Below are 22,921 nucleotides of genomic sequence, written 5' to 3' on the forward strand. Positions count from 1 at the left end.
CCGCGCCCGAGGTGTCCGCCACGTTGGTCTGACACCTCACCTGAGGGGGTGGAGCGGCTTCGCTCCACCTCTTTGGGCCGGTCTTTGTGACGCTGACCTACAACTGAAAGGCATCTGCCCGTGCTTCGACTTATAGGCAAGCGGCTGTTGCTGCTTATCCCTACGCTTTTTGGGCTCTCAATTCTTCTGTTCTTATGGGTGCGCGCTCTGCCAGGTGGCCCGGCAACCGCACTGTTGGGTGATAAAGCCACGCCCGAGGCCGTTGCGGCTGTGAACAAGGCATACGGTTTCGACCGCCCCTTATTAGAACAGTACTTCACGTACATGGGGAAGATTCTGACCGGTGACTTTGGTCGGTCAATCCTCACCAACAGGCCCGTACTTGAAGAGTTCGCAGCCCGCTTTCCAGCGACATTGGAACTGTCAATCTTCGCGATTATCTTCGCTGTAGCAGTCGGAATTCCGCTGGGGTATTGGGCAGCGCGCAACGTGGGCAAGTGGCAAGACCACCTAACCGTTCTCTTCTCGCTCTTTGGCGTAGTAATACCAGTGTTCTTCTTGGCGTTCCTCCTCAAATGGGTGTTTGCAGTCGAACTGGGATGGCTGCCCACCGACGGTCGACAAGACCCACGTATTGACGCCACCCACTACACCAACTTCTTTGTGTGGGACGGCATTAGCACGGGCGAATACGACGCCGCTTGGGACGCGTTCCTCCACCTCATCCTCCCGGGTGTGGCCCTGGGAACAATCCCTCTGGCGATCATCGCGCGCATCACGCGCGCAGCCGTTCTTGAAGTACAGAACGCCGACTACGTTCGCACGGCACAAGCGAAGGGCTTGGCGCCTCGCCTGATCCGAAGCAGGTTCGTGATCCGGAACTCGATGCTTCCCGTGATCACCACAATGGGTCTGCAACTTGGGTTGCTAATCTCCGGTGCTGTTCTTACCGAAACTGTGTTTGCGTTCAACGGGATCGGATCGTTCCTATGGGGCGCGATTTTCAATCTTGACTTCCCCGTTTTGCAAGGCTTCATCATCTTTATTGCCCTGATCTATTCGATCATCAACCTGGTCGTTGACGTTTCATACGGACTCATCGACCCGAGGGTGCGTGTGTCATGACAATGAATCTTCCTCCAAACCCAAGCGGTGCCACTTCCGACAATGCCGAAAATCTTCCGGGAAGCCCCGAACAGGTTCAGGCGGGACTGACGCAAAAAACATCGGAACCCACCATGGACCAAAAAGGTACGTCGGTGTGGAAAGACGCATTCTTGCGACTCCGCAAGAACCCCGCGGCCATTGCGGGTTTCGTGATCGTAGCGCTGTTCATTCTGATCAGCATTTTGGCGCCTCTTCTCGCGCCACATCCGGGCACCTCGGTCCCCGGAGCACGCGAAATTACCCCCAGCCACATTCCAGGGCCCGGTGAACTGTCGCAATTCCCATTAGGACTCGACCGCTTCGGTGGAGACGTCCTCTCCAAGCTCATTTGGGGTGCTCAAGCATCACTTGTCATCGGTGTCGTATCGACCGCGTTGGGTCTGCTGGGCGGAATGCTCTTGGGCTTGCTCGCCGGCACCTTCGGCGGGTGGGTAGACGGCCTAGTCATGCGAATCGTCGACATCTTGCTGTCAGTTCCCAACCTTCTGCTCGCAGTGTCGATCGCAGCAATTTTGGGACAGACCCCGTACGCTGTCATGATCGCGATTGGTGTTTCGCAGGTCCCCATTTTCGCTCGCCTTCTGCGCTCATCCATGCTTACGCAGAAGGGCCAAGATTACGTTCTGGCCGCGCAGACGCTGGGACTTAGCCGAGGCACCATCACCATGAGTCACATTCTTCCCAACTCGTTGGGGCCGGTGATTGTGCAGGCGACTCTGACGCTTGCGACCGCCGTGATTGACGCAGCTGCGCTGTCGTTCCTGGGTCTTGGTGGTGGACGTCCAGAAACAGCCGAATGGGGACGCATGCTGACCTATGCGCAGTCCGAACTGGGAACCGCGCCGTGGCTCGCATTCCTCCCCGGTGCTTGCATCGCTCTGACCGCTTTGGGCTTCACCCTCATGGGCGAATCGCTCCGCGAAGCTCTCGACCCTAAATCACGGGCAAGGTGACACCATGACTCAGACCCCAGAAAACACAACGAACCTCCTAACGATTCGGGACCTCGAAGTCTCGTTCACCACAATGCACGGCAAAGTGCAGGCAGTAGAAGGCGCCAGCATGGAACTGCCGGCCGGTGGAACGCTGGCGATCGTGGGGGAGTCAGGATCCGGTAAATCCACAACCGCAATGGCGACGATTGGTCTGCTACCCGGTAGCGGACAAGTGACCTCTGGTTCCATTCTGTTTGACGGCCAAGAGCTTGTTGGGCTTCCGGAACCAAAAATGCGTGGCATCCGAGGTCGTCAGATCGGGCTGGTGCCGCAGGATCCCATGAGTAACCTCAACCCGGTGTCGCGAATCGGAACCCAGATTTCCGAAACCCTCCTCACACACAAGTTGGCAACGAAAGACACGGTCAAGGACCACGTCATTGAGGTGATGACCCAAGCTGGTATCCCGGAACCTGAGCGGCGCGCAAAACAATACCCGCACGAACTTTCGGGCGGACTTCGACAGCGTGCCCTCATCGCGATTGCCTTGGCATGCAAACCCAAACTTCTCATCGCAGATGAGCCCACCTCGGCGTTGGACGTCACCGTTCAGCAGGTCATCCTTGACCAGATCGACTCGATGACCGCCGACCTGGGAACGTCAGTCCTCCTCATCACGCACGACCTGGGGCTCGCCGCCGAACGTGCCCAGAACTTGGTGGTCATGCACCGAGGAAAGGTCGTGGAAACTGGGTCGGCTCGACAGCTTTTGGAAGACCCACAACACCCGTACACCCAGTCGCTCGTCAACGCGGCCCCGTCGGTTGCAGCGACTCGTCTGATCGCTCACGAGCACAAGACGGAGGACACTGCCACCCAAGAGCCAGAAGAGAAACCTCTCGTAGAAGTATCTGGGCTCACAAAGGTGTACCCAGTGCGCGGGCACGACGATTTCTACGCTGCGAAGAACGTGAGCTTGGAGATTCCACGAGGAAAGACCGTGTCGATCGTGGGGGAGTCCGGCTCTGGTAAAACGACTACGGCTCGTATGTTGCTGAAACTCATCGAGCCCACGGACGGCTCCATCACGTTTGACGGAAAGGACGTTCTGACGCTCAAGGGCAAGGACCTCAGAGACTTCCGGCAGCGTGTGCAAGCAGTGTTCCAAGATCCTTACTCATCGCTGAATCCCATGTTCACGGTGGGAAAGATCATCGAGGAACCACTGGCCGCCTACAAGCGGGGGAATGTTACAGAGCGGCGCAAACGCGTTCTTGAACTTATGGAACAAGTGGCGCTTCCACAACACTTTTACCGCAGGTACCCGGCTGAGCTCTCAGGTGGGCAACGGCAACGTATTTCGATCGCTCGCGCACTTGCGCTTAATCCAGACCTCATCGTGTGCGACGAACCCGTGAGCGCGCTCGACGTGCTGGTCCAAGACCAGATCCTGACTCTGTTGAAAAACTTGCAGGAAGAATTGGGCTTGTCGTACCTCTTTATCTCGCACGACCTCGCGGTTGTCAGGCTCATCTCTGACTATGTGTGCGTGATGAAGGACGGGGAACTGGTCGAAGCCGCAAGCTCGGAAGAAGTGTTCACCAATCCACGACACCCATATACGCGCAAACTGCTCGCGTCGATTCCCGGAAATGAACTCGGAATCGAAGAAGCAAGCTGAAACGATACCGCCGGTCCTTGTCGTGTAAGAATGGCAAGGACCGGCCTCGCGTAGGCCGTAGTATCAGATCTGATACAAAACAAAAGTTGTGACATTGCGTGGTTCTCAACGTTGTTATGGTTGAAGAGTTCGTGCTCTGGCAGAATGAGAACGTGTGATTTCGAGCACGAGGTGTGAAAGGGGGCCACGGTGTCGGTGCCGTTTGGATCAGGGTCAGGTGGCAACCCCTTTGGTAGCTCACCTGCGAACCAGCCAGGGGGTCCAGCTGCACAGCAGCCGGGTATGGCACCCCAACCGGGTGCGTCACCGCAACCTGGCGCGTCAGCTCAAGCGCCACAACAGGGTCACGCTCCTCAAGCGTCCAATCCCTTCGAATCCCAAGATCCTTCGCAACAGCTGGGCGCCCAGCAAGCCCCGAACGCTCCGTTTGCGCCAGAAACCAGTTCCGGTGATCTCACGGTTGCAGGGCCACCCATGCACATCCTTTTCATCGTTCTTGGATGCGCGGTCCTGGGAATTATCATCGCGGTTTTGCCGTGGGGCTTCACCGGAATCATCGGATGGCTCATCGCCGGGCCAGTTGCGATCCTCATGCTAGGAGACTTCACCACCACTGATGTCCGCAGGCGAGCCGGTGGAATGTACGCCTCGCGCCCAGCCGCAACAACCCTGTACTGGGTGGCCGCGATCCTGACGCTGATCGCCGTGATCGTGACCGCAATTCTGACCGCACTGTGGGTGGGACACCTGTGAAAAACGTTCGTTCGCACGCAAGCAAACTTCTCATCGGCTTCGTAGCCGTATTCATTCTTCTAGCGCAGAGTCTTGCAGGTCTGTCCACCCCCGTTCACGCCCAACCAAGTGAGGAACCGTCACAGGACAGTGGTGACTCACAGAAATCAGGCGGGAGCGACCTCGGCAGTTCAAAACCGCTCCCAGAACAGTTCTCAGCCTGCGCGGCTGCAGGTGGCAACATCGACGTTCTTATTCTGGTGGACGAATCCGGGAGCCTGGTTGACAGCGACCCCAACAGCGCGCGTGTGACCTCTGGGCTGCACCTGGTTTCGCGCATGTCGAAGCTGACCAAATCGGGCAACCTCTCGGTTGCCGTCAGCGGTTTCGGCCACGAATACTCCACCGTGCGTGACTGGCAAGAAGTCAAGAACGACGGCGACGTCGACAACCTCCGCGGCGCCATCAACGACCTGTCCAACCGGACCAGCGGTATTGACACCGACTACTGGACGGCAATGGACGAAGCGCGCAAACAACTCTCCAAGCGCGCCCACGACCGCGGAAGCGACGCAAAGAGTTGCCAGGCAATCATCTGGTTCTCCGACGGTGAACTCGACTACGAAGTTCGCAAAGGCAACATGGCCAACAAGTACGGAGAAACCAAACCATTCGCGCCAGACATCAGCCTGAAAACCGAAGACGGTACCAAGAAGGTCGAAGAAAAGGCGCGTGAAGACATCTGTCGTTCCGGTGGTCTAGCCGACCAGCTACGAAGCTCTCGCGTGGCTATGTTCGGTGTGGGGCTAGGGTCGAAAGACGGAAAAGAATTCGACCTCATGCGGTCAATCGCAACCGGTAAAGACAGCGGTGGCAAATCATGTGGTGACCTCACCGACCCCGTTCCCGGCGAGTTCTACCTTGCATCCGACATCGACAGTTTGCTCATCGCATTCGACTCGATTTCCGGCCTGGGACAAAAGCCCGTCACCAACGACCACGGTGTATGTGTCAAAGACTTCTGCCAGAACGAAGCTCACACGTTTGTCCTGGACAACACCACCCAGGATGTTGATGGTTTTGCCACAGCGACAGCCGACGGTCTCCGGGCTGCGATCCAAGGTCCCGACGGAAAAATCGTCGACCTGAAAAAGGACGCAAAGAACGAAAAGACGGAAGTCTCAGGCGTACCGCTCACGTACTCGTGGGAAACCGGCAAGAGCCTCAGTTTCCGACTCGACGGAACGTCGAAGGGCAAGATCGGCGACAAAGGCCCGTGGGTAGGTGTGTGGCGCCTGGCGTTTATTGCCGACGAAGGCGCAGACTCACAAGCGAAGTCCAAATCAAACCTCCACATCACCCCGGGAATCGTTCCCGCGTGGCCCGATAAAGACAAAGCTGACGTGCGCGCCGGATCCACCCTGAAAGATGTCACCTTCGCACTGCACGACCGCGAAGGAAACGACGTGCCCGTGGACTCCATTACCAGCACAGGTAAGTTCACCGCGTCGTTCACCGACTCCGCCGGCAAACAGACCACGTTGACTGACACCAGCTCATTTGGCGACATCACAAAGCCAACTAACTGGGACCTCGGTAATGCGCCCACCGGAGGCGGGACCCTTAACCTGTCGCTGGAACTGACGACCGCCTCGGCGAAAGACTCTGACGGAAAAGAAGTCAAAGGTACCAAGCTGAGCCCCGCTACCGTGGCCCTCCCAGTGACGGTGCAACCGCCACTGGACTACCCAACCGTGCCTACCAAAGTGGACTTTGGGGAAGCTAAAGGCAAGATCGACCTCGATTCGGTTCTGAAGCTGGGTGGAAAAGGTTGCGCGTGGGTAGAACCGGACTCCACCGAGGTGGTTGCCTCGCCTCAAGGGCTAGACAAGGTGCAGGTGTCCTCCGACGCTTCAAGCAAGGACAACTGTGTGAAAGCCGGTGAGGACCTTGGTCTGAAGCTGGCCTCCGACCAGCAGGGCAACGGTGCGATCAACGGAACGTTCGTGGTCGTATCCTCGTCTGAAAACGGCCAGGGCGAACCGGTGAAAACCAAAGTTGAGTTCACCGCGAGTGCCGTCAAGCCTCTCAACACGCTCAACTTCGTCACGACCCTCATCATCGCTTTGTTGCTGGGGCCGGGAATCCCGCTACTGATTCTTTACATCGTCAAGTGGTGGGGTGCTAAGATCCCGTCGCAGCCGCTCGTCGCGGTTCGCGCGCAGATTGAAAAGACGTCCTCTGGAGTGACGCGTGACGGTTCGCGTTTCGTGTTCGAACAGGGCGATATGCGCAATACCGTCATGATCGACTCGGGCGGCTCCCGACAGATTGATGCCGCAGGGGTCACGCTGAAGACAAAGATGGGTGGATCACCTCTGGGCCAGGGATACGTCGTCGCAGATGTGCCAATGAGCGTGTCCAAACACGACCCTGCACGTCGCCCAGCGCGACTGCCTTTGGCGGTTCACAACCACTGGTTGGTCATGCGTGGCGAAGATATGCGCGACGACCAAGCCGAAATCCTTGTGCTACTCGCCGGAAACATCGACGAGAAGCAACGCGAAAAGATGGAAGACGAAATCGCACGTGAAGCTGGCGATCTCATCGACCGTCTGCCGTCCACGGGTGCGCAAGCCCCGGCTGGGCACGACTCGCCGTTCGGCGGTCCGTCTGAGCCGCAGGCCAACCCCTTCGCCGAGGCGGGCGCACCTTCACAAGCTCCGTCCAGTCCGTTCGGTGGGCCAGGATCGGCCAGCCCGGGCGCTGCCCCGCAAGGGCAGCCCCCTGCCGGGCCCGGTAGCCAGCCCCCTTCCGGGCCTGGTGACCAGCCGCCAGCCGGGCCTGGTGGCCAGCCCCCTGCTGGACCACCGTCGGGTCCCGGATTCCCCGGACCAGGCGCTGGCCCAAGTGGCCCAGGCGCTGGCCCAAGTGGCCCAGGTGCAGGCCCAGGCGGAAATCCGGGCAACAACCCAGGTGGCCCTGGAAGCGGGCCAGCCTTCCCTGGACCAGGTGGCGGACCCGGAAACGGGCCTGGCACCTCGGGACCGGGAGCCCCTGGACAACCTCCAAACAATCCATTCCAGAACGGCCCCGGGCAATCCGGGCCAGGTCAGTCCGGTCCTGGACAGCCAGGGCAGAACCCTTTTAGTTTTGGCCAGTAGGCGACTCACCCCTCGAAAGGTATAGATCATGTACAAGTTCCTCGTCGTCGGTTGTGGTGGATCCGGTGGTGAAACACTGGCACGCATGATGGACCAGCTCCGGTCTGAGCTCATGCCACACGGCATCTCGAAACTGCCTGAAGGCTGGCAGTTCGTACACGTCGACGTTCCAACCGTCCCCGACACGGACGTCAAGGGTGTGGGGAACGTACGCGACCAGGGCGGTACATACATCGGAACCGCGCCTTCGTCTGGGTCTTACTCTGTTCTTGACTCGGCGGTGAGCCAGAAGCTGCAGCAGTCCGGTGACCTGGACCAGTTTGTGACGTGGGCGCCTCGCAAGCCCGCCGCGGTGACCACTCCGTTGAAGAACGGTGCTGGCCAGATGCGCGGTGTGGGTCGTGTGATCACCCTGAACCGTGCCCCTGATGTGTTCCAGGGGCTGCAACGTGCGGTGAACCGCATGAAGACCACGGAGGCAAATTCGGAAATGGCCGAGGCGGCCCGCGCCATCCCCGGTTCCGGCGGGTTTGACCCGGAGGGCTCCCCAATGGTTTTGGTCGTGTCGTCGATGGCCGGTGGTGCCGGTGCATCGATGGCCCTTGACGTGTGCCGCCTGCTGGGCCAGGTGCAGGGTGTTTCGGTCAACGACACGTGTGTGTACATGTACACCTCCGACATCTTCCCCGACCGCCTCGAGGGTGTGCGACCAAACGCCCTGGGTATGTTGGGTGAGATCGTGTCGGCTCAGTCGGTGTCCTCGGAAGAGCACGACGTGCGCATTCTGGAGGCACTTGGCCAGCACATCGACCGCTCCGGCGGACCGTCGTTTGCCCGCGTGTTCCCAGTTGGTAAGTACCAGGGGCTGGACCGCACCACGTTCGGTGATGGAACCCAGCAGGGTGTCTACCGTGGTTTGGCCCGAGGTCTCGCAGCCCTCATGGTGTCGGGTTCGGCTTCGTCTTCGTTCCGTCAGTACGACCTGACAAACAAGGATGGGCTCTCACCTAACCGCAGCTACCTGGGGTGGGGTGTTGAAGCCGGTGAGCGTCTGTCATGGGGTACGTTCGGGTTCGGTTCGCTGAACTTGGGCCGTGACCGGTACCGTCACTACGCTTCGCAGCGTTTGGCTCGCACGTCCGTGGACCGTCTGCGTGAAGGGCACTTGCAGGAAGGCTCGAGCGCGGGTGCGCAACAACAGCTCAACCGTTTGATCGACTCCCAGTGGGACACCTTCCTGAACCGCGTGGGCCTGCCTAATGAAATGCAGGTTCGTGACATCAACCAGTTAGCGACGTGGGTCCGTGGAGCAGCCGGTGGTCAGCAACTGGACTCGGCTTTGCGTCAGTTCGTCGAACAGCAGGCCGGTTCGCAGATGCCACGTGCGCAGGGCCAGTCGGGGCCCAACTGGTTGGCCAGCTTGGAGACGTACCTGCGCAGCGCTCACTCGCACTTCCGCCAGTTTGCTTCACAGACGGTTGTCCGCACCACGTTTGACTGGATGCTGAGCTTCCAGGGCGCTTTCCTCGCCTCGCTCGAAGACGCGATTTCTGACTACGGTCTGCCATATGCCCGCGGGCTCATGGAGAAGATGAAGTCCTTCCTCCAGCACGAACTCACCGCGGCATGCTCCAACTTGGGGGCAAACCAAGCCCCTGACATCATGCGCCCAAGCCAGCAGGTTGCCGCGTCGGTTTCGGCAGTGCGCGGAAACATGGTCCAGGGTGACCAGTTTGAACGTCAGGTCATCAACGACCTACACGTGGGTCTGCTCAACGGGTGCTTCATTGAAGCCAGCCAGATCTTCGCCTCCGTTCTGAGCGAAGCTCCGCGTGACTTCATCCAGCCACTGCTGAAGACCATCGATGAGTCAATCCAAGCACTTGACCTGGTCGTGAGCGAAACAAGCCGCACGGTTGGTTTGGCAAACGTGGAAACCGACGTGTACTCCGCATGGCCATCTGACCAGGACCAGCGCGTTCCAGAACGCTTCTCCACGGCTCACAACGAAGTTCTCATCACGGCAGCCGAAGACTTCCAGAACCTCTACAACAGCCACCTGCCAGCCACCATCGAAGGTGACAACGGTTGGGACGCAGCCCGCCAAAAGGGTGCGGCTCACGTCATCTCGGGACAGTGGCCAGCAGCAGAAGGTTCCCGCGCACCTGGCGGTCTGTTGGAGGTCAACTCCGACTGGCGCCCCACCTTCTACAAGTTCGACCCGCGTAGTCAGGAATCACGCACAATTACACCCACCTCGGGACGCTACACCTTGCACGTGAAGGCGAACGAACTGCGCCACCGTGCACTGCAGTTCGTCAACCGCCGTAACGAAGCGTTTGAACACTACTGCGCTTTGTCGCTCGAAGACTACATTCTGGGTAACGACGGTGCGGCTCCGCACGAAATCGACCAGCGTAAAAAGGACGTGGCCGACAAGTTCCGCAAGACACTCACGCGCGCACTTCCACTGGCAAGCGTCCACCCAGATGTGGTTGCAAGCGTCCACTCGTCAGCGGTCCGTTATCAGTACAAGTTCTCGTCCGTTCCGTTCGGTGCGGCCCCGGACCTGGTCGACGCACTGACCGAGGTTCTGACCTCGCAGCAGTCGGTTGACACCCAGACGATCGACATTTTTGAAAAGGTCGTTTCGCAGGGCCAGACGGCGGCCGGTATTACCCACGTCGACATCTTCGGATCCTTTGGAAACCTGAGCCCCATCGCATTCGACGGCGTGCTTCAGCCGGTCTCCGACCGGTGGTCACGCCTGACCTCGGCTGGCCAGCGTCGCGACTTCTGGACATTCCGACGCGCACGCCCACTGCCTGCATCACTGCCGATGAGCGACCTGGAACGTCGCGCCATGATCGCCGGTTGGTACGTGGCACAGCTGACGGGACAACTGCAGATCCCAGACCGCCGCAACTTGGGCCGTCCGGTACGTGTGTTCCGTGCGGAAAACCAGCAGTGGATCGACTTCCCCAACCCGCTTCTCACTCCACCGTCAGAATTCGTGGGGGAGACGTTCGACTGGCTCCCAGCGGTTCTGGAATCGTTCCTGTTGGCGATCGCGAACGCTCACCAAACTCCGGTGCTGGGTTCGCTCATCCCGTACCAGACCCTGCGTTCCATTTATGACGGCAGTGAAGAAGAACCAGCTTCAGGTCTGCAGATTGTCGCGGCCCGGGACTTCCTCACTGACTGGTTGTCTACCGGTAAGACCCCGTCAGGCGAACCGTCACGTGCTGACGCTGAAGACCTCGAAGGGCGTTACACCAACGCCCGCCAGTTCCTCGAAACCGTCCACACGTTCGCGGCAAGCAAGCTCGACACGTCAGCGAACAAGTCGACTGCCAGCGTGCGGGTTGACTCACGTGCGCAGGGATCGGCAACCCCGATCTTCTGCGACCTTGTGCCCGACATCGTGCAGGTGACTGAAGAACTCATGACACTCCTCGACGAAGCCAAGACCGACGCCGAAAGCAACGGCGGCGGAGGCGGCTTCGCAAACGATCTACCTGAAGGATTTGGAGCCTTTTAATGGACACGAATCTGAGTCTTATCGTGGCGCCTGCGCACCTCATTGGTGTGCGTGAAACGTTACGTGACTGGCAAGTGAGCGGTCTTGTTTCCGACTTCATTTGGATTCCCGTTGAGGCTCAGGATCTAGGGCGCAATCTCAACGCGCAACTGGTGTCTCAAGGGGCGCTCAAGCCGGTTGACGTGCGCTATTTGTCCGGTCAGGTCCAGTACTCCCGCATTGGCGTGCTGGTCTTGGGAGCCGTGACGGGTACCGAACAAGACGCTGAACGCTTGGCAAAGACCGGTCAGGTGGGTTCGTTCGTCCGCGATGTCATCACCCAGGACTTCGGGGCTGCGCACGTTTCGGCGATCCGCGCGGTATTCGCCACCGAACACACCTCCAACAAGGTGGAGTTGCCGGATTCCAACGGTTGGGTTGATGTCGTGTTAAGCCCGTCGGACTCGAAGGGCCCCCGGGTGGGTTCCCGGCCGGTCAACTCGGCAAATATCGCCGAGGTGTGTGCTTTCTTGGCATCGCAGGTCGCCCCGTTGGCGGGTATGTGGGATTCGGTTCCGAACGGAACTGTCGATGATCTGCAACCGGCCTACCAGGGGTACCGAGGTCGTTTAGTACGTTCGTTCTTCCGTCGCCTGGACGGCACGGCCGTAGAAGACGCGCTGCGCGACAAGGCTTTTGAAACAGCTTCCGGGTACCCGCTGCCTAACCACCAGGGTGCTCCGTCGCGGTACTTTGACGACGACGGTGTCGTCGTCGATCAGGCACTGCAAGACTTCTGGGCAAAACACGGTTACCTGGTGACACCTAACCGCGAACAGTACGTGGCGCCTGAACCCAAACCGATTTCCGCGGGTGAAGCGCTCAAAATGTTCGGGGCGTTCTTGGGTAACGCGATCAAGGGAACGCCCGGTGCTTTAGCATCCGGACTCGTTGACTCCACAAAAGCCGCAGTTGCGCAGACCGTTCACGGGCTGGTGTTTGGTGACCGTGCCTCAGAGTACAACGTCGTTGTTGGCGGTATCGACGCAAGCGGTCGCCCAGTAGGGTGGCAAGAGTCGATGAACGCAGCCCAGCGCATTGAAGGTGCGCTGGGGGTCGACCGCCACAACATCGACATGTCGGGTGTGTGGCGATCCATGGTGTATAGCTCGCTTACGCTTCTTGACTACGGAACGCATGACCGCGACCTGCCACCGCGTACTCCGCAGCCGACAATCGTGCGTGACCCTGCCGTTGTCGCGCCGGACCCTGAGGACATCTTCACGCTTAAAGGTTCCGTCGCAGGTCGCCTGGGTGCGATGAGTGTTCAGCCAGCCGACCTTGTACACGCCCAGGAAGTGGGTCGGCAGATCAAGACGGTCGCGCAGGACCCTGACATGCAGACACCTGACGCTGACGCTCAGCTCAACGACATGACTGACTGGTACGACCGTAGCCGGAGGTCATTTGTCAGCCGGATTGGTGAAGCTATTTCGAGTAACTTCGAAGCGCGTCGCCAAGAAATCGCTGAGCGGATGAAGAACCTGGGGCGCAACACTGACGAAGAAGACGACTCAGAACATCTGCTCGCTGAAGCACACCGCATTCTCAGTGCGAAGCTGAGGCAACTTTTCGGCTATTTGGCCGCGCTGACCGTTCTTATGTTCTTCCTTGCCGGTATGGACTGGGCGCCGTGGTGGCTTGCCTGGACAGTGTTCGGAGTCAGCTTGGTTGGAAGCGTGACAGGTGCTTTTGGCCTGTTCATGCGAACCCAAACCGATATTTTCCAAGTGATCCACCGCAGAAAGAAGGACAGAGAAGACCAAGAGATTGATGTCCGCAATCTCAAAGCGACTATCTCTGAGTTCACGCGGCTTGGTGAAGCCTACTCCCAGTACTTGCGTTGGGCAGATATTGTGGGGGCGTTTGTTCACCGACCGTTTGGTTCCCGCAAACAACTGGTGCGCGGCGAACAGCGTCGCTTTGACGACCTCCCCATCAGCATGGGGAGCGCAGAATACGTGGTCGATTACGCTCAGGTGGAAGAGACCGCCCGCATGCTACGGACCGAAGTGTTCTACACGGGTTGGACGTCAGATCAATTCCGAAACTTCCTGAATGTGAGCCTCCAGCGGTCTGGAATCAACAACTTCCCGTTGAGCGCGGACATGCACTCCCTGTTCGCTGAACAGTCCACAGCCGACGATTCAGTTCTCACCGTGCTGGCGCTGTCTTTGCGGAACAACGGGGTAGACCCGGCTCTGGAAGCTGGCTATTGGGAACAGATGCGCAACAGTCTGGACCACCCTGGGATGGAACCAACGCGCCGTGCTCTGCTCAGCCAAATCCACATCAGTGGCGAACACGCCAGCCAAAGTCTGGAAGACTTCCGTGGAACTGTTGGTCTGGACGACAACCAAGAAATCCGTGAAACCCTGGACGACGAACTTCTCACCGCGAACGCCGTGGGGTACGACAAGCACGCAGTCATTGCTAACAGTGTGCGCAAACAGCCTGCTGGTTTCGGCGAAGTACTGGTGCACACCCAAATCACGGGTGACCTCACGCCTGACGATCTGGAGTTCGCACAGAGCTACAGCGGTGATGTGAACTGGGGCAACTCGGAGTGGTCGGTGTCTGAACCCACCCAAACCGCACAACCCGTACAGAACGAGCAACCGTCGACGTGGAACAACCCGTTCGGAGGTGACGCCATCTAATGTCGTCCTTCGACTTCAACGATCCGTTCGAAATCCCAGAGCCACGGATCGACGTTCCACCACCTCGGGCGGAGAACGAAACCCAGGAGCCAGCCTGGGAGCCACCTGCCCCGTACGTGCAGCCTCAGGGTGGGCAACCCCAGGACGCTCAAACCCAGGGTGCGCAAAACCAGGACGTCGAACAGCCAGGCGACACCCCGGAGGAACCTCAGCAGCTACACGGGATCCGGTTTGCGCCATTTAACTTTGGCCAACAACCCACGCCGTTGACCATGAAGGCGAAAGCCCAGGACGACGGTGTTCACCTGGAGTGGAAGCCCAACGAAACCCCGTGCGTGTACCGTGTGGTGGCGCAGGACGCAGGTGAGCCTCACTCGCCGGACATGGCCGAAGAAGTCGCCGTGACTCAAGGCACTTCGGCCATCGATACCGGTAGGCCACGTCACGCCGTGCGGTATTACCAGGTGTGGCGCTACGAAGCCCCAACCGTGGAAGAAGCGCAGACCGTGCAGCCGGTGCTTCACTCCGCCCGCCGTATTACTCACGGAATTCAAAACGCCAACATTCGCTTGGACGAACAGTACGTGGTGGGGAAGTGGGACTCGCTGGAAGGAATTTCAAGCGTCCACGTCTACCGTGTCCCCGCCAAGGTCAAGACCACGGGCGTTGCCGGTCCCGAATACCGCGTGGCAGGAACAAAACCCAACACGCAAGGGTTCACCGACGGCCAAGGTATCCCAGGCGAAACGTACATTTACCAGTTCGTTTCGGTGTCGCACGACGGATACGCGTCCGACCCCACCGAGTTCACCATGTCGATTCCCATTCGACTGCAACCGGTGACCGACCTGGAATTTGTTCTTCACGAACCAGATGAAAACGAGGGCCGCCGAAGCCCCGAGTTCGACCTCAAGTGGTCCACTCCGCTTCACGGTCGTGTCGAAATCTACCGAACCGAAAAACCGCCGGTGTCGGGGCTCGACCAGGAAACAGAACTCACAGCGTCGTATCTCAATGACCGAGGGTTCCTCCCCGACGACGCCCGGCTCGCAATGCCCGTCCACAAGGGCGACGATGGCACATCCTCCATGTTCAGCGTCCCATGGCCAGAACAGTGGACCCGCGCATACTTCACCCCCGTGGTATTCGACGGAGACAAGGTGCGCGTGGGCACCACGATCCACGGTCAGCGTGTCCGTCCCGTCACGGAAGCGAAGTTCACGGAGCGAATTGGACGCAAAATCATCAGCTTCGCGTGGCCCTCGGGCGCTGACACCGTACGCGTGTACCGGACACACATTGACGGTGATGCGCAATCCGCGCTCAGCGGCTCGCCTGTTGTGCAGATCGACGAATCGAAGTACCGCGACCAAGGTGGGGTATCGCTCCCAGGAGAAGACGACCGAGGTGGTTCCACCTACTACCTGGTTGCCGGGCTTTTCAGTGGGGGACGGGACATCTTGTCCAAGCCCACTCGCTTGGATTCCAACCCCCTGGTCAAACTGCAGTACGAGTTCGCGATGAACCTCAACCAGGCTGGCGGTTTGGACGGACAACTCTACGTCAAAGCAGTCGCAAGTGATCTGCGTGAACAGGTCAGCATGTGTGTTGTCCACAACCCCACCCGCTTGCCACTGCACCCCGATGACGGGTCCAGAGTTCTACTGACCCGCGTGTCACCCGCAACCGATGAACCACGGCGTAGCGTGCGACCACATGCGCTGTACTCGACTTTTGAGAACCCCGACGGCGCCGTGTACACGTTCCCGGTTCCACAGCCCAACGGTTTCATCCGCGCATTCCTCGACATGCGCATCGAGGACATGAAACGGTACGCCCTTCTGGACTCAGCTGTTGTTCGCCTGCAGCCAGCGGAATGGGTGAACTTCTTCTACCAACAGCAAGGAATACAACAACAGCCCATGCCACCCCAACAACAGCAATACCAGCAGGGGAACTGGCAATGAGCCAAGGCCAAACGGGAGGGCCACCCACATTTGGCCACCGGGCTGGAAGAACAATCCCCCAGGACAGAACCCCCTCGGCACCCACTGCGCGGATCACCGTGCCAAACAGCGACTCACCCGCAACCACCTCGGGCACGGTCACACCTACACCCGCCCCACGGGACACACCGCAGCGACCCGCCACACGCTGGGCACAGCTGACATACGCCTCATTCGACCGGGCCGACGGGTCACCGGGAGGGTGGCAAGAAAAAGACATCGTGGGGGAACCCACCGACGACGAACGACGGACCCTGCGACGCTACGTCATGTCGCAGTTTTCGTACCACGGCACACTTCCCAAGTTCGCAACCCCAGAACAAGTCGCAGCCCTGCCTGTACGCCTGGCCTACCACGCACCTGACAGCGACCGGCCAGGAATCTACGCCTACGCAGCTAACGCAGGCGCCGACTCAACTGGACGCCCCGGAAACGTCTACAGCCACATTCTGATGGACCGCGACCCGGACACGATGCGGCCCATCGACCTGTGGCGCTCGCCCAGCTTTGCCAGGCCCGCAAGTGTCGACGACATTCTGCACACGCAGATCGCTGACAAGCCCCAGAGCATGCAGGCCGGCAACCTGAACATGATCGCAAAGGTGCTCCAAACACCGGGTTACACGGAGCCGATCCTGGCCGCTGCTGATGCTCTCATGAACGCCCGGGACACGGGGGTTGTAGTGCTGGTCAGCGACAGGCAGGACTGGAGCGCGATCGTCATGATGGCGGTGCAGTACCTCATGAGCCCGTCGCTTGCGCGGACTGTGAACTGGTCAGTGTACGAACGTGCCCGTGAGCTCAAGGGCAGTATGCAGATCGTAGCCGTTCCCGAATGTGACCGTGAAGATGTGCAACGCATGGACCATGCGTACGTGATCTGCGACGGTGACATTCCGCGCATCGAAGGCGAACAGCATGTCCTCAACCAGGGACGCCCAATCCCAGTGACTGCGTTTTCTACGCTCATCCGCGCGTGCATTGCCCAACCGCAAGAACTTGCGGGCAGGCTTGAAGCCCTTACAAACATGGACCAGTGGGCTCCTGTTCAGCCGCATGAAAACGTGCAACCCGTGTGGGCCCTAGCCGCGCTTCTTGTCAAGGAACCAGGGTCGCTGGACCGTGGCATTGTGGACCGGGCGCTCGACGCAGCAAGCCGGAGCTTCCCCGCCTCCGCTCGTCACATCGACACACTGTTTGCCCGCGTCAGTCAAGACGTGGTGGCGCGCGTGAACGGTAGCTCTGATCCGTGGGCGGTTGTCGACAAGTACCCGCATGACGCGAACAGCGCGGAACGAATCGTCGCGCAACGGGCCGCACTCATGGCCACGTTGGAAGGCCGGGCCAACGTTCCGCGCCCAGCGCAACTTGTGTGTGCGCCTGAGTTGGCAAAGGACGCCGAGGTCGTCGCAAGTGCGGTCAGTCGTGTCGAGCAAGAGTTAGGGCGGGTGACAGAGTCCTCGTTTGCGGTTGCTGAGATGCTGTGTGTCGCGGGTATCGCGGACTTTGACGCGAATCCTCAGCTGAGTGAACGACTCATCACCCTCATTGCCCAGTTGCCACAATCGGCGCCACGGTACTCGCACCCTGTCGAACTTGACGCTCGTGCCACGTCCGCATTTGTACACGCTCTTCTCGAAAACGAAAAAGCGCACACACCTGAGACGCAGGCTAACCCAGCACCCACCTCGGCGGGGGGTCCAACAAACCCGGCACCCACCTCGGCGGTTCCTCCCAAACCAGCCGCGCCACCTCCCAAAGCGCCTGCACGCCCGTCCACCCCACCTCCCGTGCCACCTGCGCGGTCACCTCAACCCGAAAGCCAGTGGGCGCCACCGGGAGAACGTGGCGTCCAGCAACACGGCACGGGGGCAACAGCGACCCAGGACGGCGCGCTGCGAACGCGGTCAGCCTCGGAAACCCTGGCAGTTTCGGAGCCACTGGCACGCGCGCTGGTAAGCAACGGTTTACCAAAGCAGGTACAGCAACGCGCACACGACGACGCATTCACACCTCTGGTCGCACAACTGACAGCGCTGAGCCTGCGTGAACACCCCCAACTGGCAGTGCCACTGACCCGGTACATGCTGACCTTGTCAGCGCAACCCACGCAGGTGGTGCAACACATCGTCACGTTGCCCGCTGAGGTAGCGGTCGAATGTTTCCACGTAGCGCCACACCTGTTCGACACAGATGCGGTATTAGCGCTGATCAACGCACACGCGTGGTCGCCTGAACTGAAAACCGTGTGCGAACAACTCGCTGCAGGGAGCTCATTGAGTCGACGAGTCTGGTACCCGCGTCTCCTGCTCGATGCGTATGAGCAGCCTCGCGAACTCGACTCTTCGACGCTTTTGGCAGTGACATACAACTTGGGGGACTGGAAGCGACACCACCGGCAGGCGCTGAGCTCCTATTTGTACGCGTACCAACTGGCGTCGACGGTTTTCCCCGACACGTACAGTGTGAACAACGCGCCGGTACAGTCGGTGAACGTCGACGACATCGACGCCGCCAGCGTGGATCCCGAACGCGTGCGGCGTTCGCTGACAAACGCACACCCGGACATTGAACCTGAAGACCTTGTGGTTTTGGCGATGACGGACCGATCCGTGCGGGACGCTATGCCGTCGGCAACCGTAGGCGTTGTTGATTTGGTGCAGGGTTCCAGGCGCATCATCTACACGGTATGCGAACCGTTCGCCCATGATGTTCATACCGAAGACGTGCTTGACTGTGCAAAGGATTTCGTCACGGATCGAGGCGGAAAACTCAGCATGTTTGGGATGGGTAGCGATATCAAGAACACCCTGAAGTCATTACACCGGCAGGAGGACACACGATGACTGTTTTTATGCTGAACCGAGGCGCTTCTGTGAGCGTCAATCGGTCCCGCTTGACCCTGTCGGTTACGCTGCCCAGCCAGTCCGACACGATCAGCGTGGTCGACACCACCGGTGCGGCAATCGACTTTGTTGCGCCAGCGCCTGGATTCGTCATCATTCCAGAACCACCTGACAACTTCACGGTCTCTGTTCAGTCCGGTGGGCAAGAGTTCCCGCGCGGGTCGTCAATCTTTGCGAACGTGAAGGTCGACGCAACTGACTACACAGATGAAGACGAAGTGCGGCTGTCTGAGGGAATTGACCCGTCAGGTTTGCGTAGCGTCAACATTTTGCAGTTCACCGCGGACGGTGGGTCCTTGCGGGTGGAGTTGCCCGCCGTGTCCACGGTCGCGCAGGATTTGTCGTCTTCGGCCGAGGCCGTTCGAGTTGAAGCGCGCCGGCAACTTGGCAATGTTGACGGGTCTTCCCGTCCCGTGGTGATTGCGTTGGATGCTTCCGCGTCGGCGCACACGCTTGACGCGAAGAACGTGCAAGAGACCCTTGAACACATCATCGGTTACGCTTCGCAGATTACGTCAGAAGGCAGCATTTCCGGAGCCTTGGTCTCTGACAAGTATGTGCCGGTGATGGGATCTGAGCTGGCCGAACTTCCCGAACACATGGTCAACGAGCTCCAGAGTGCCCCGTTGCGTTCGTCTTCCGTCGTTACTTCCGACGCATTCATCTCAACGTTGCCGCAGGACACTTTGGTGATCTATGTGAGCGACTCGCTCCCCGTTGACTTTGAACGCTTAGGTACCTGTGGCGTCGAAGTTAAGCTGGTCGTGCTCATGTCACGTGAAGCGTGGGCAGTTGAGTCGAGTGGAGTCGAGATTCCTGTCCCGGCCACGCACGTTGACACGCACGCTTTGGCGAACATGCCCGAGGCGAGCCGTTCTGCAGAGCTGGCCCAGTTTGTCCAGGCACTTTCCCAGAGGAGTTAATGTGGCGAAATGTGCAGTATGTTTGTTTGACGTCCCATACGACACGTACACGTGGGCGCTTGAAAACACCGGTAGCGCTCCAGTTGTGGACAACAACGCGTCGTACTTCCTAGGTCGTGAGGTTCGGATTGAAGCCACGCTCGATCTCGACGCGGATGTCGTGGACAACATGTATGTTGAACCCAACGCTGATGCGGCCCTGAACGAAATTGTCGCGAGCGGGGGACTCCCACAGTCGGCGCGCCTGGGTGCTGAGCTGTGCCCCATTTGCCACAACCCGCTTGCGCCGGGTTGGCGATTCGCGAATGTCACCGTTATCGCGATGTGTGGGGCGCGCGCGTCCGGAAAAAGCCTGTACATCGCCACCGCGATTAAGGAGCTCAAACGTGAGCTTCTGAACAACGGGACCAGCCTGCAGATGTACACCGACATCACTGATGAGAACTACCAGACGTACTATGAACGTCCTCTGTTTGAACAGATGGGTTTGATGGGTGCGACCGTGCGTGCTGATACGGGCCAGGCGTATCAGCTCGACCCGCTCGTTTTCAGTGTGGGTGGCAATCACCAGAACGGCCGGCAGCTGTTGGTGCTTCGTGACGTTGCAGGTGAAGAGCTGGAAAACCCGCCAGAAAATGATGGTCACCTGGACTTCATGAAGCGTGCGGATGTCATTCTGTTCATGTTTGACCCGTTGTCGGTTGACGCGATTTCGCGACGACTCAACGATCTAGTCCCCACACAAGCACGTTCATCAGGAAGCCCGGTTCAGGTGCTCGACAATCTGCAGCGCAGGATCGGTGCGACTCAGCCAACGCCACGTGTAGGTATTGCATTGTCGAAGTTTGACGTGATGCAGACCCTGGCTGACATTGATGACCAAGACTGGAGTCGCGTCATGGCTAACCGTGGTTCAGCGATGATGCGCGAACGACTGACATCAGACGATGCAGAAACAGATCAGCTGTTGCTTCATCAAGAAGTTAAGAGCTTGCTGTTGCGAATGGGTGCGGATGAAATCGTGAACAAGATTGAAAATCCGCACACTGGTCAACAGATACCGCACAGGTTCTTTGCGATTTCGGCTTTGGGCTATGCTCCGGTAGGAGAACAGGTTTCAAGCTTGGGGATTGCGCCGTTTCGAGTACTCGACCCGCTTCAGTGGGCAATGGGAGCAAGGTAAGAACATGAATTTGAGTTCTCCATTAGAGTTCACGTTACTGATGACTCACCTTGTTGTGAGTCCCGTTGTGGGCATCCAGCTTGCGCGGATTATTGGTTTTTCATGGTGGATCGGCCCGCTAGTCACGGTGTTAACTGCTGGGCTCGGAACTGCTGTTCTGACAGTTTGGGCTCTTGTAGTGTCATTCGTGCGCTTGGGCGAAGAACTCCAGGTCAAACCTCCACGCCAAGCGTTCGAAGGACGTAGCGATCTGGCGTTTAACACGCTTGGAAAGTTACTCGCAGCTATTGGTCCTATCGTTTACATCATTCCGATTGTCCTCATTCACTGGCTTCCGTGGCATGTAGGCGGAATACTTAATGAAGATGACCAGCGCTTCCTCATCGGATTTGGGTCTCTGTTTCTTGCTTTCGCGTTGATTTGTGCGCTGTGCGCAGCACCCCGGTGGGCCAACTTGTTCACCTTGAACGTGTGTTCTCTTGCGTTCTTCGAAACGTTTTTCGAGCTTAAAGACTCAGGCGCATCCAATATGGACGTTGGCTTCTGGGTCCTGTTTATTTCGACAATTGTCATGTGGCTTGGATGTCTGATCTTCGCGATCATGATGAAAGGTCCACAGAAACGTCAAGAACAGCCACCTGTAGTCCAACACAACCAGCCACAAGCTGTTCCAGCAATGGCCGGAGGTGCTGGCGGTCCCGGACACATGGGGCCAGGGAACGTGGGACCTGGAAGCGCCGGGCCGGGATATGGCCCTGGCCCTGGCGGACCTGGACCGGCTGGCCCTGGGACAACGGGACCGGGGACTGCTGGACCCGGTTATGGATCAGCACCAGGCTACGGATCCGGACCTGGATACGGGCAACAGGGCTACTGAGTACAGGTCAAGTTACACACAGACGGGGCGCACGCATTTTCAGTTCGCCCCGTCTGTGAGTTCTAGCGCCTTCGCCTAGTTCTGCGTGAACCTTTCAGCAATGGGGCCAGTAGGAGACGTGCGGCCGGCTTTTTGGGCAGCCCACAGGGAGAGAATTTCGTAACCCACCTGCGCTGCAGCCAAACCAGTGAGTTCTGCATGGTCATATGCGGGGGAGACTTCAACGATTTCTGCCCCCACGACATTGAGCCCTTGCAGTCCGCGAATTGAGTTGAGCAATTCGCGACTGGTCATTCCACCGGCTTCTGGAGTGCCAGTTCCAGGAGCGGCGGATGGGTCCAAAACGTCGATATCGATCGAAAGATATACAGGTGCGTCACCCAGGCGTGTGCGAATCGCACCGACAATGTCGGGAAGCGGGCGGAACTGGTAGTCGTCGCATCGCAATACCTGGAACCCGAGGACTTGGTCGTCTTCTAGGTCCTTCTTACCGTATAGCGGGCCGCGAATCCCTACGTGCATACAGCGTTCGAGGTCCAGTAACCCTTCCTCTGACGCCCTGCGAAACGGAGTGCCGTGGGTGTACGGGGCACCCATGTAGGTATCCCAGGTATCGAGGTGCGCGTCGAAGTGGAGCACGGCAATTGGGCCGTGATCTTTTGCCACTGAGCGGATGTTCGGAAGAGCCAGTGTGTGGTCTCCGCCGAGGGTCAGGAGTTTGGCACCGTCTGCGCGGAGTTCGTTTGCATGAGCTTCGACTTCTGCGACTGCTTTCTCAATGTCGAAAGGATTGACTCCAATGTCGCCGCAGTCGGCAATCTGCAGTGTCGAGAACGGGTGGATATCGGTCGCTTGGTTGTACGGGCGAAGGAGCTTGGAAGCCTGGCGGATGTGCTGTGGTCCAAAACGAGTGCCTGAACGATATGAAACGCCTGCGTCAAAAGGAATGCCCACGACCTTGACATCGATCGGTGCGCCGGGTCGTTCCTTCTCAACTTCATCAATCCGAGGAAGAAGCCCGAACGTGGGCGGTCCAGCAAAACGCGGGGTAAGGCTGTAGTCGGCAGGTCCCAGAGGTGTGTCGCTCATACGTGTCCTTCTTTAACA

Annotated in this window: 13 protein-coding genes; 12 read left to right on the forward strand and 1 reads right to left on the reverse strand. The window is 58.9% G+C overall.

The genetic code is table 11. The annotated features are described in order from the left end of the window. Nucleotides 1-120 precede the first annotated feature (120 nt). The 12 genes from MHX53_RS02100 (at nucleotide 121) to MHX53_RS02155 (ending at nucleotide 21,814) form a co-directional block, all read left to right on the forward strand. Nucleotides 121-1,125, forward strand: a complete 1,005-nt coding sequence (locus tag MHX53_RS02100) for an ABC transporter permease (RefSeq protein ID WP_239271093.1) — start codon at nucleotides 121-123, stop codon at nucleotides 1,123-1,125. Next, complete coding sequence (locus MHX53_RS02105) at nucleotides 1,122-2,120, forward strand: ABC transporter permease (RefSeq protein WP_239271094.1); 999 nt, start codon at nucleotides 1,122-1,124, stop codon at nucleotides 2,118-2,120. Before MHX53_RS02100 ends, MHX53_RS02105 begins: the two co-directional genes overlap by 4 nt. 4 nt (nucleotides 2,121-2,124) lie before the next feature. Then, the gene (locus tag MHX53_RS02110; RefSeq protein ID WP_239271095.1) at nucleotides 2,125-3,783 is read left to right on the forward strand and encodes an ABC transporter ATP-binding protein; all 1,659 of its coding nucleotides are present in this window, start codon (nucleotides 2,125-2,127) and stop codon (nucleotides 3,781-3,783) included. A 189-nt stretch (nucleotides 3,784-3,972) separates the two neighbouring features. Next, the gene (locus MHX53_RS02115; RefSeq protein ID WP_239271096.1) at nucleotides 3,973-4,536 is read left to right on the forward strand and encodes a hypothetical protein; all 564 of its coding nucleotides are present in this window, start codon (nucleotides 3,973-3,975) and stop codon (nucleotides 4,534-4,536) included. Beyond that, on the forward strand, nucleotides 4,533-7,679 hold the full coding sequence (locus MHX53_RS02120; protein ID WP_239271097.1) for a vWA domain-containing protein: 3,147 nt from the start codon (nucleotides 4,533-4,535) through the stop codon (nucleotides 7,677-7,679). The genes MHX53_RS02115 and MHX53_RS02120 overlap by 4 nt, the downstream gene beginning before the upstream one ends. Nucleotides 7,680-7,707: 28 nt before the next feature. Further along, nucleotides 7,708-11,220 carry a tubulin-like doman-containing protein gene (locus tag MHX53_RS02125; protein ID WP_239271098.1) on the forward strand — a complete coding sequence of 1,171 codons (3,513 nt, stop codon included), beginning with the start codon at nucleotides 7,708-7,710 and terminating at the stop codon, nucleotides 11,218-11,220. Then, complete coding sequence (locus tag MHX53_RS02130; protein ID WP_239271099.1) at nucleotides 11,220-13,919, forward strand: hypothetical protein; 2,700 nt, start codon at nucleotides 11,220-11,222, stop codon at nucleotides 13,917-13,919. Before MHX53_RS02125 ends, MHX53_RS02130 begins: the two co-directional genes overlap by 1 nt. After that, a complete protein-coding gene (locus tag MHX53_RS02135) occupies nucleotides 13,919-15,886 on the forward strand; it encodes a hypothetical protein (protein WP_239271100.1) in 1,968 nt (655 codons plus the stop codon). The genes MHX53_RS02130 and MHX53_RS02135 overlap by 1 nt, the downstream gene beginning before the upstream one ends. Continuing rightward, nucleotides 15,883-18,771, forward strand: a complete 2,889-nt coding sequence (locus MHX53_RS02140) for a hypothetical protein (protein ID WP_239271101.1) — start codon at nucleotides 15,883-15,885, stop codon at nucleotides 18,769-18,771. Before MHX53_RS02135 ends, MHX53_RS02140 begins: the two co-directional genes overlap by 4 nt. After that, nucleotides 18,768-19,754: a hypothetical protein gene (locus MHX53_RS02145; protein ID WP_239271102.1), complete on the forward strand. Its 987-nt coding sequence runs from the start codon at nucleotides 18,768-18,770 to the stop codon at nucleotides 19,752-19,754. Before MHX53_RS02140 ends, MHX53_RS02145 begins: the two co-directional genes overlap by 4 nt. Before the next feature lies 1 nt (nucleotide 19,755). Continuing rightward, on the forward strand, nucleotides 19,756-20,937 hold the full coding sequence (locus tag MHX53_RS02150; RefSeq protein WP_239271103.1) for a hypothetical protein: 1,182 nt from the start codon (nucleotides 19,756-19,758) through the stop codon (nucleotides 20,935-20,937). 40 nt (nucleotides 20,938-20,977) lie between these two features. After that, nucleotides 20,978-21,814, forward strand: a complete 837-nt coding sequence (locus tag MHX53_RS02155; protein WP_239271104.1) for a hypothetical protein — start codon at nucleotides 20,978-20,980, stop codon at nucleotides 21,812-21,814. 75 nt (nucleotides 21,815-21,889) lie between these two features. On the opposite strand, the gene speB is transcribed toward MHX53_RS02155, so the two are convergent. After that, nucleotides 21,890-22,903 carry an agmatinase gene (gene speB / locus MHX53_RS02160; RefSeq protein WP_102239228.1) on the reverse strand — a complete coding sequence of 338 codons (1,014 nt, stop codon included), beginning with the start codon at nucleotides 22,901-22,903 and terminating at the stop codon, nucleotides 21,890-21,892. Nucleotides 22,904-22,921 lie beyond the last annotated feature (18 nt).

The sequence above is a fragment of the Brevibacterium sp. ACRRH genome, assembly GCF_022346365.1.
Taxonomy (GTDB): domain Bacteria; phylum Actinomycetota; class Actinomycetes; order Actinomycetales; family Brevibacteriaceae; genus Brevibacterium; species Brevibacterium paucivorans.

What these genes read in the sequence shown, in the direction of transcription:
- MHX53_RS02105 (WP_239271094.1), top strand. Translation starts at nt 1,122, where the DNA reads ATGACAATGAATCTTCCTCCAAACCCAAGCGGTGCCACTTCCGACAAT.
- MHX53_RS02110 (WP_239271095.1), top strand. Translation starts at nt 2,125, where the DNA reads ATGACTCAGACCCCAGAAAACACAACGAACCTCCTAACGATTCGGGAC.
- MHX53_RS02125 (WP_239271098.1), top strand. Translation starts at nt 7,708, where the DNA reads ATGTACAAGTTCCTCGTCGTCGGTTGTGGTGGATCCGGTGGTGAAACA.
- MHX53_RS02130 (WP_239271099.1), top strand. Translation starts at nt 11,220, where the DNA reads ATGGACACGAATCTGAGTCTTATCGTGGCGCCTGCGCACCTCATTGGT.
- MHX53_RS02135 (WP_239271100.1), top strand. Translation starts at nt 13,919, where the DNA reads ATGTCGTCCTTCGACTTCAACGATCCGTTCGAAATCCCAGAGCCACGG.
- MHX53_RS02140 (WP_239271101.1), top strand. Translation starts at nt 15,883, where the DNA reads ATGAGCCAAGGCCAAACGGGAGGGCCACCCACATTTGGCCACCGGGCT.
- MHX53_RS02145 (WP_239271102.1), top strand. Translation starts at nt 18,768, where the DNA reads ATGACTGTTTTTATGCTGAACCGAGGCGCTTCTGTGAGCGTCAATCGG.
- MHX53_RS02155 (WP_239271104.1), top strand. Translation starts at nt 20,978, where the DNA reads ATGACTCACCTTGTTGTGAGTCCCGTTGTGGGCATCCAGCTTGCGCGG.
- speB (WP_102239228.1), bottom strand. Translation starts at nt 22,903, where the DNA reads ATGAGCGACACACCTCTGGGACCTGCCGACTACAGCCTTACCCCGCGT.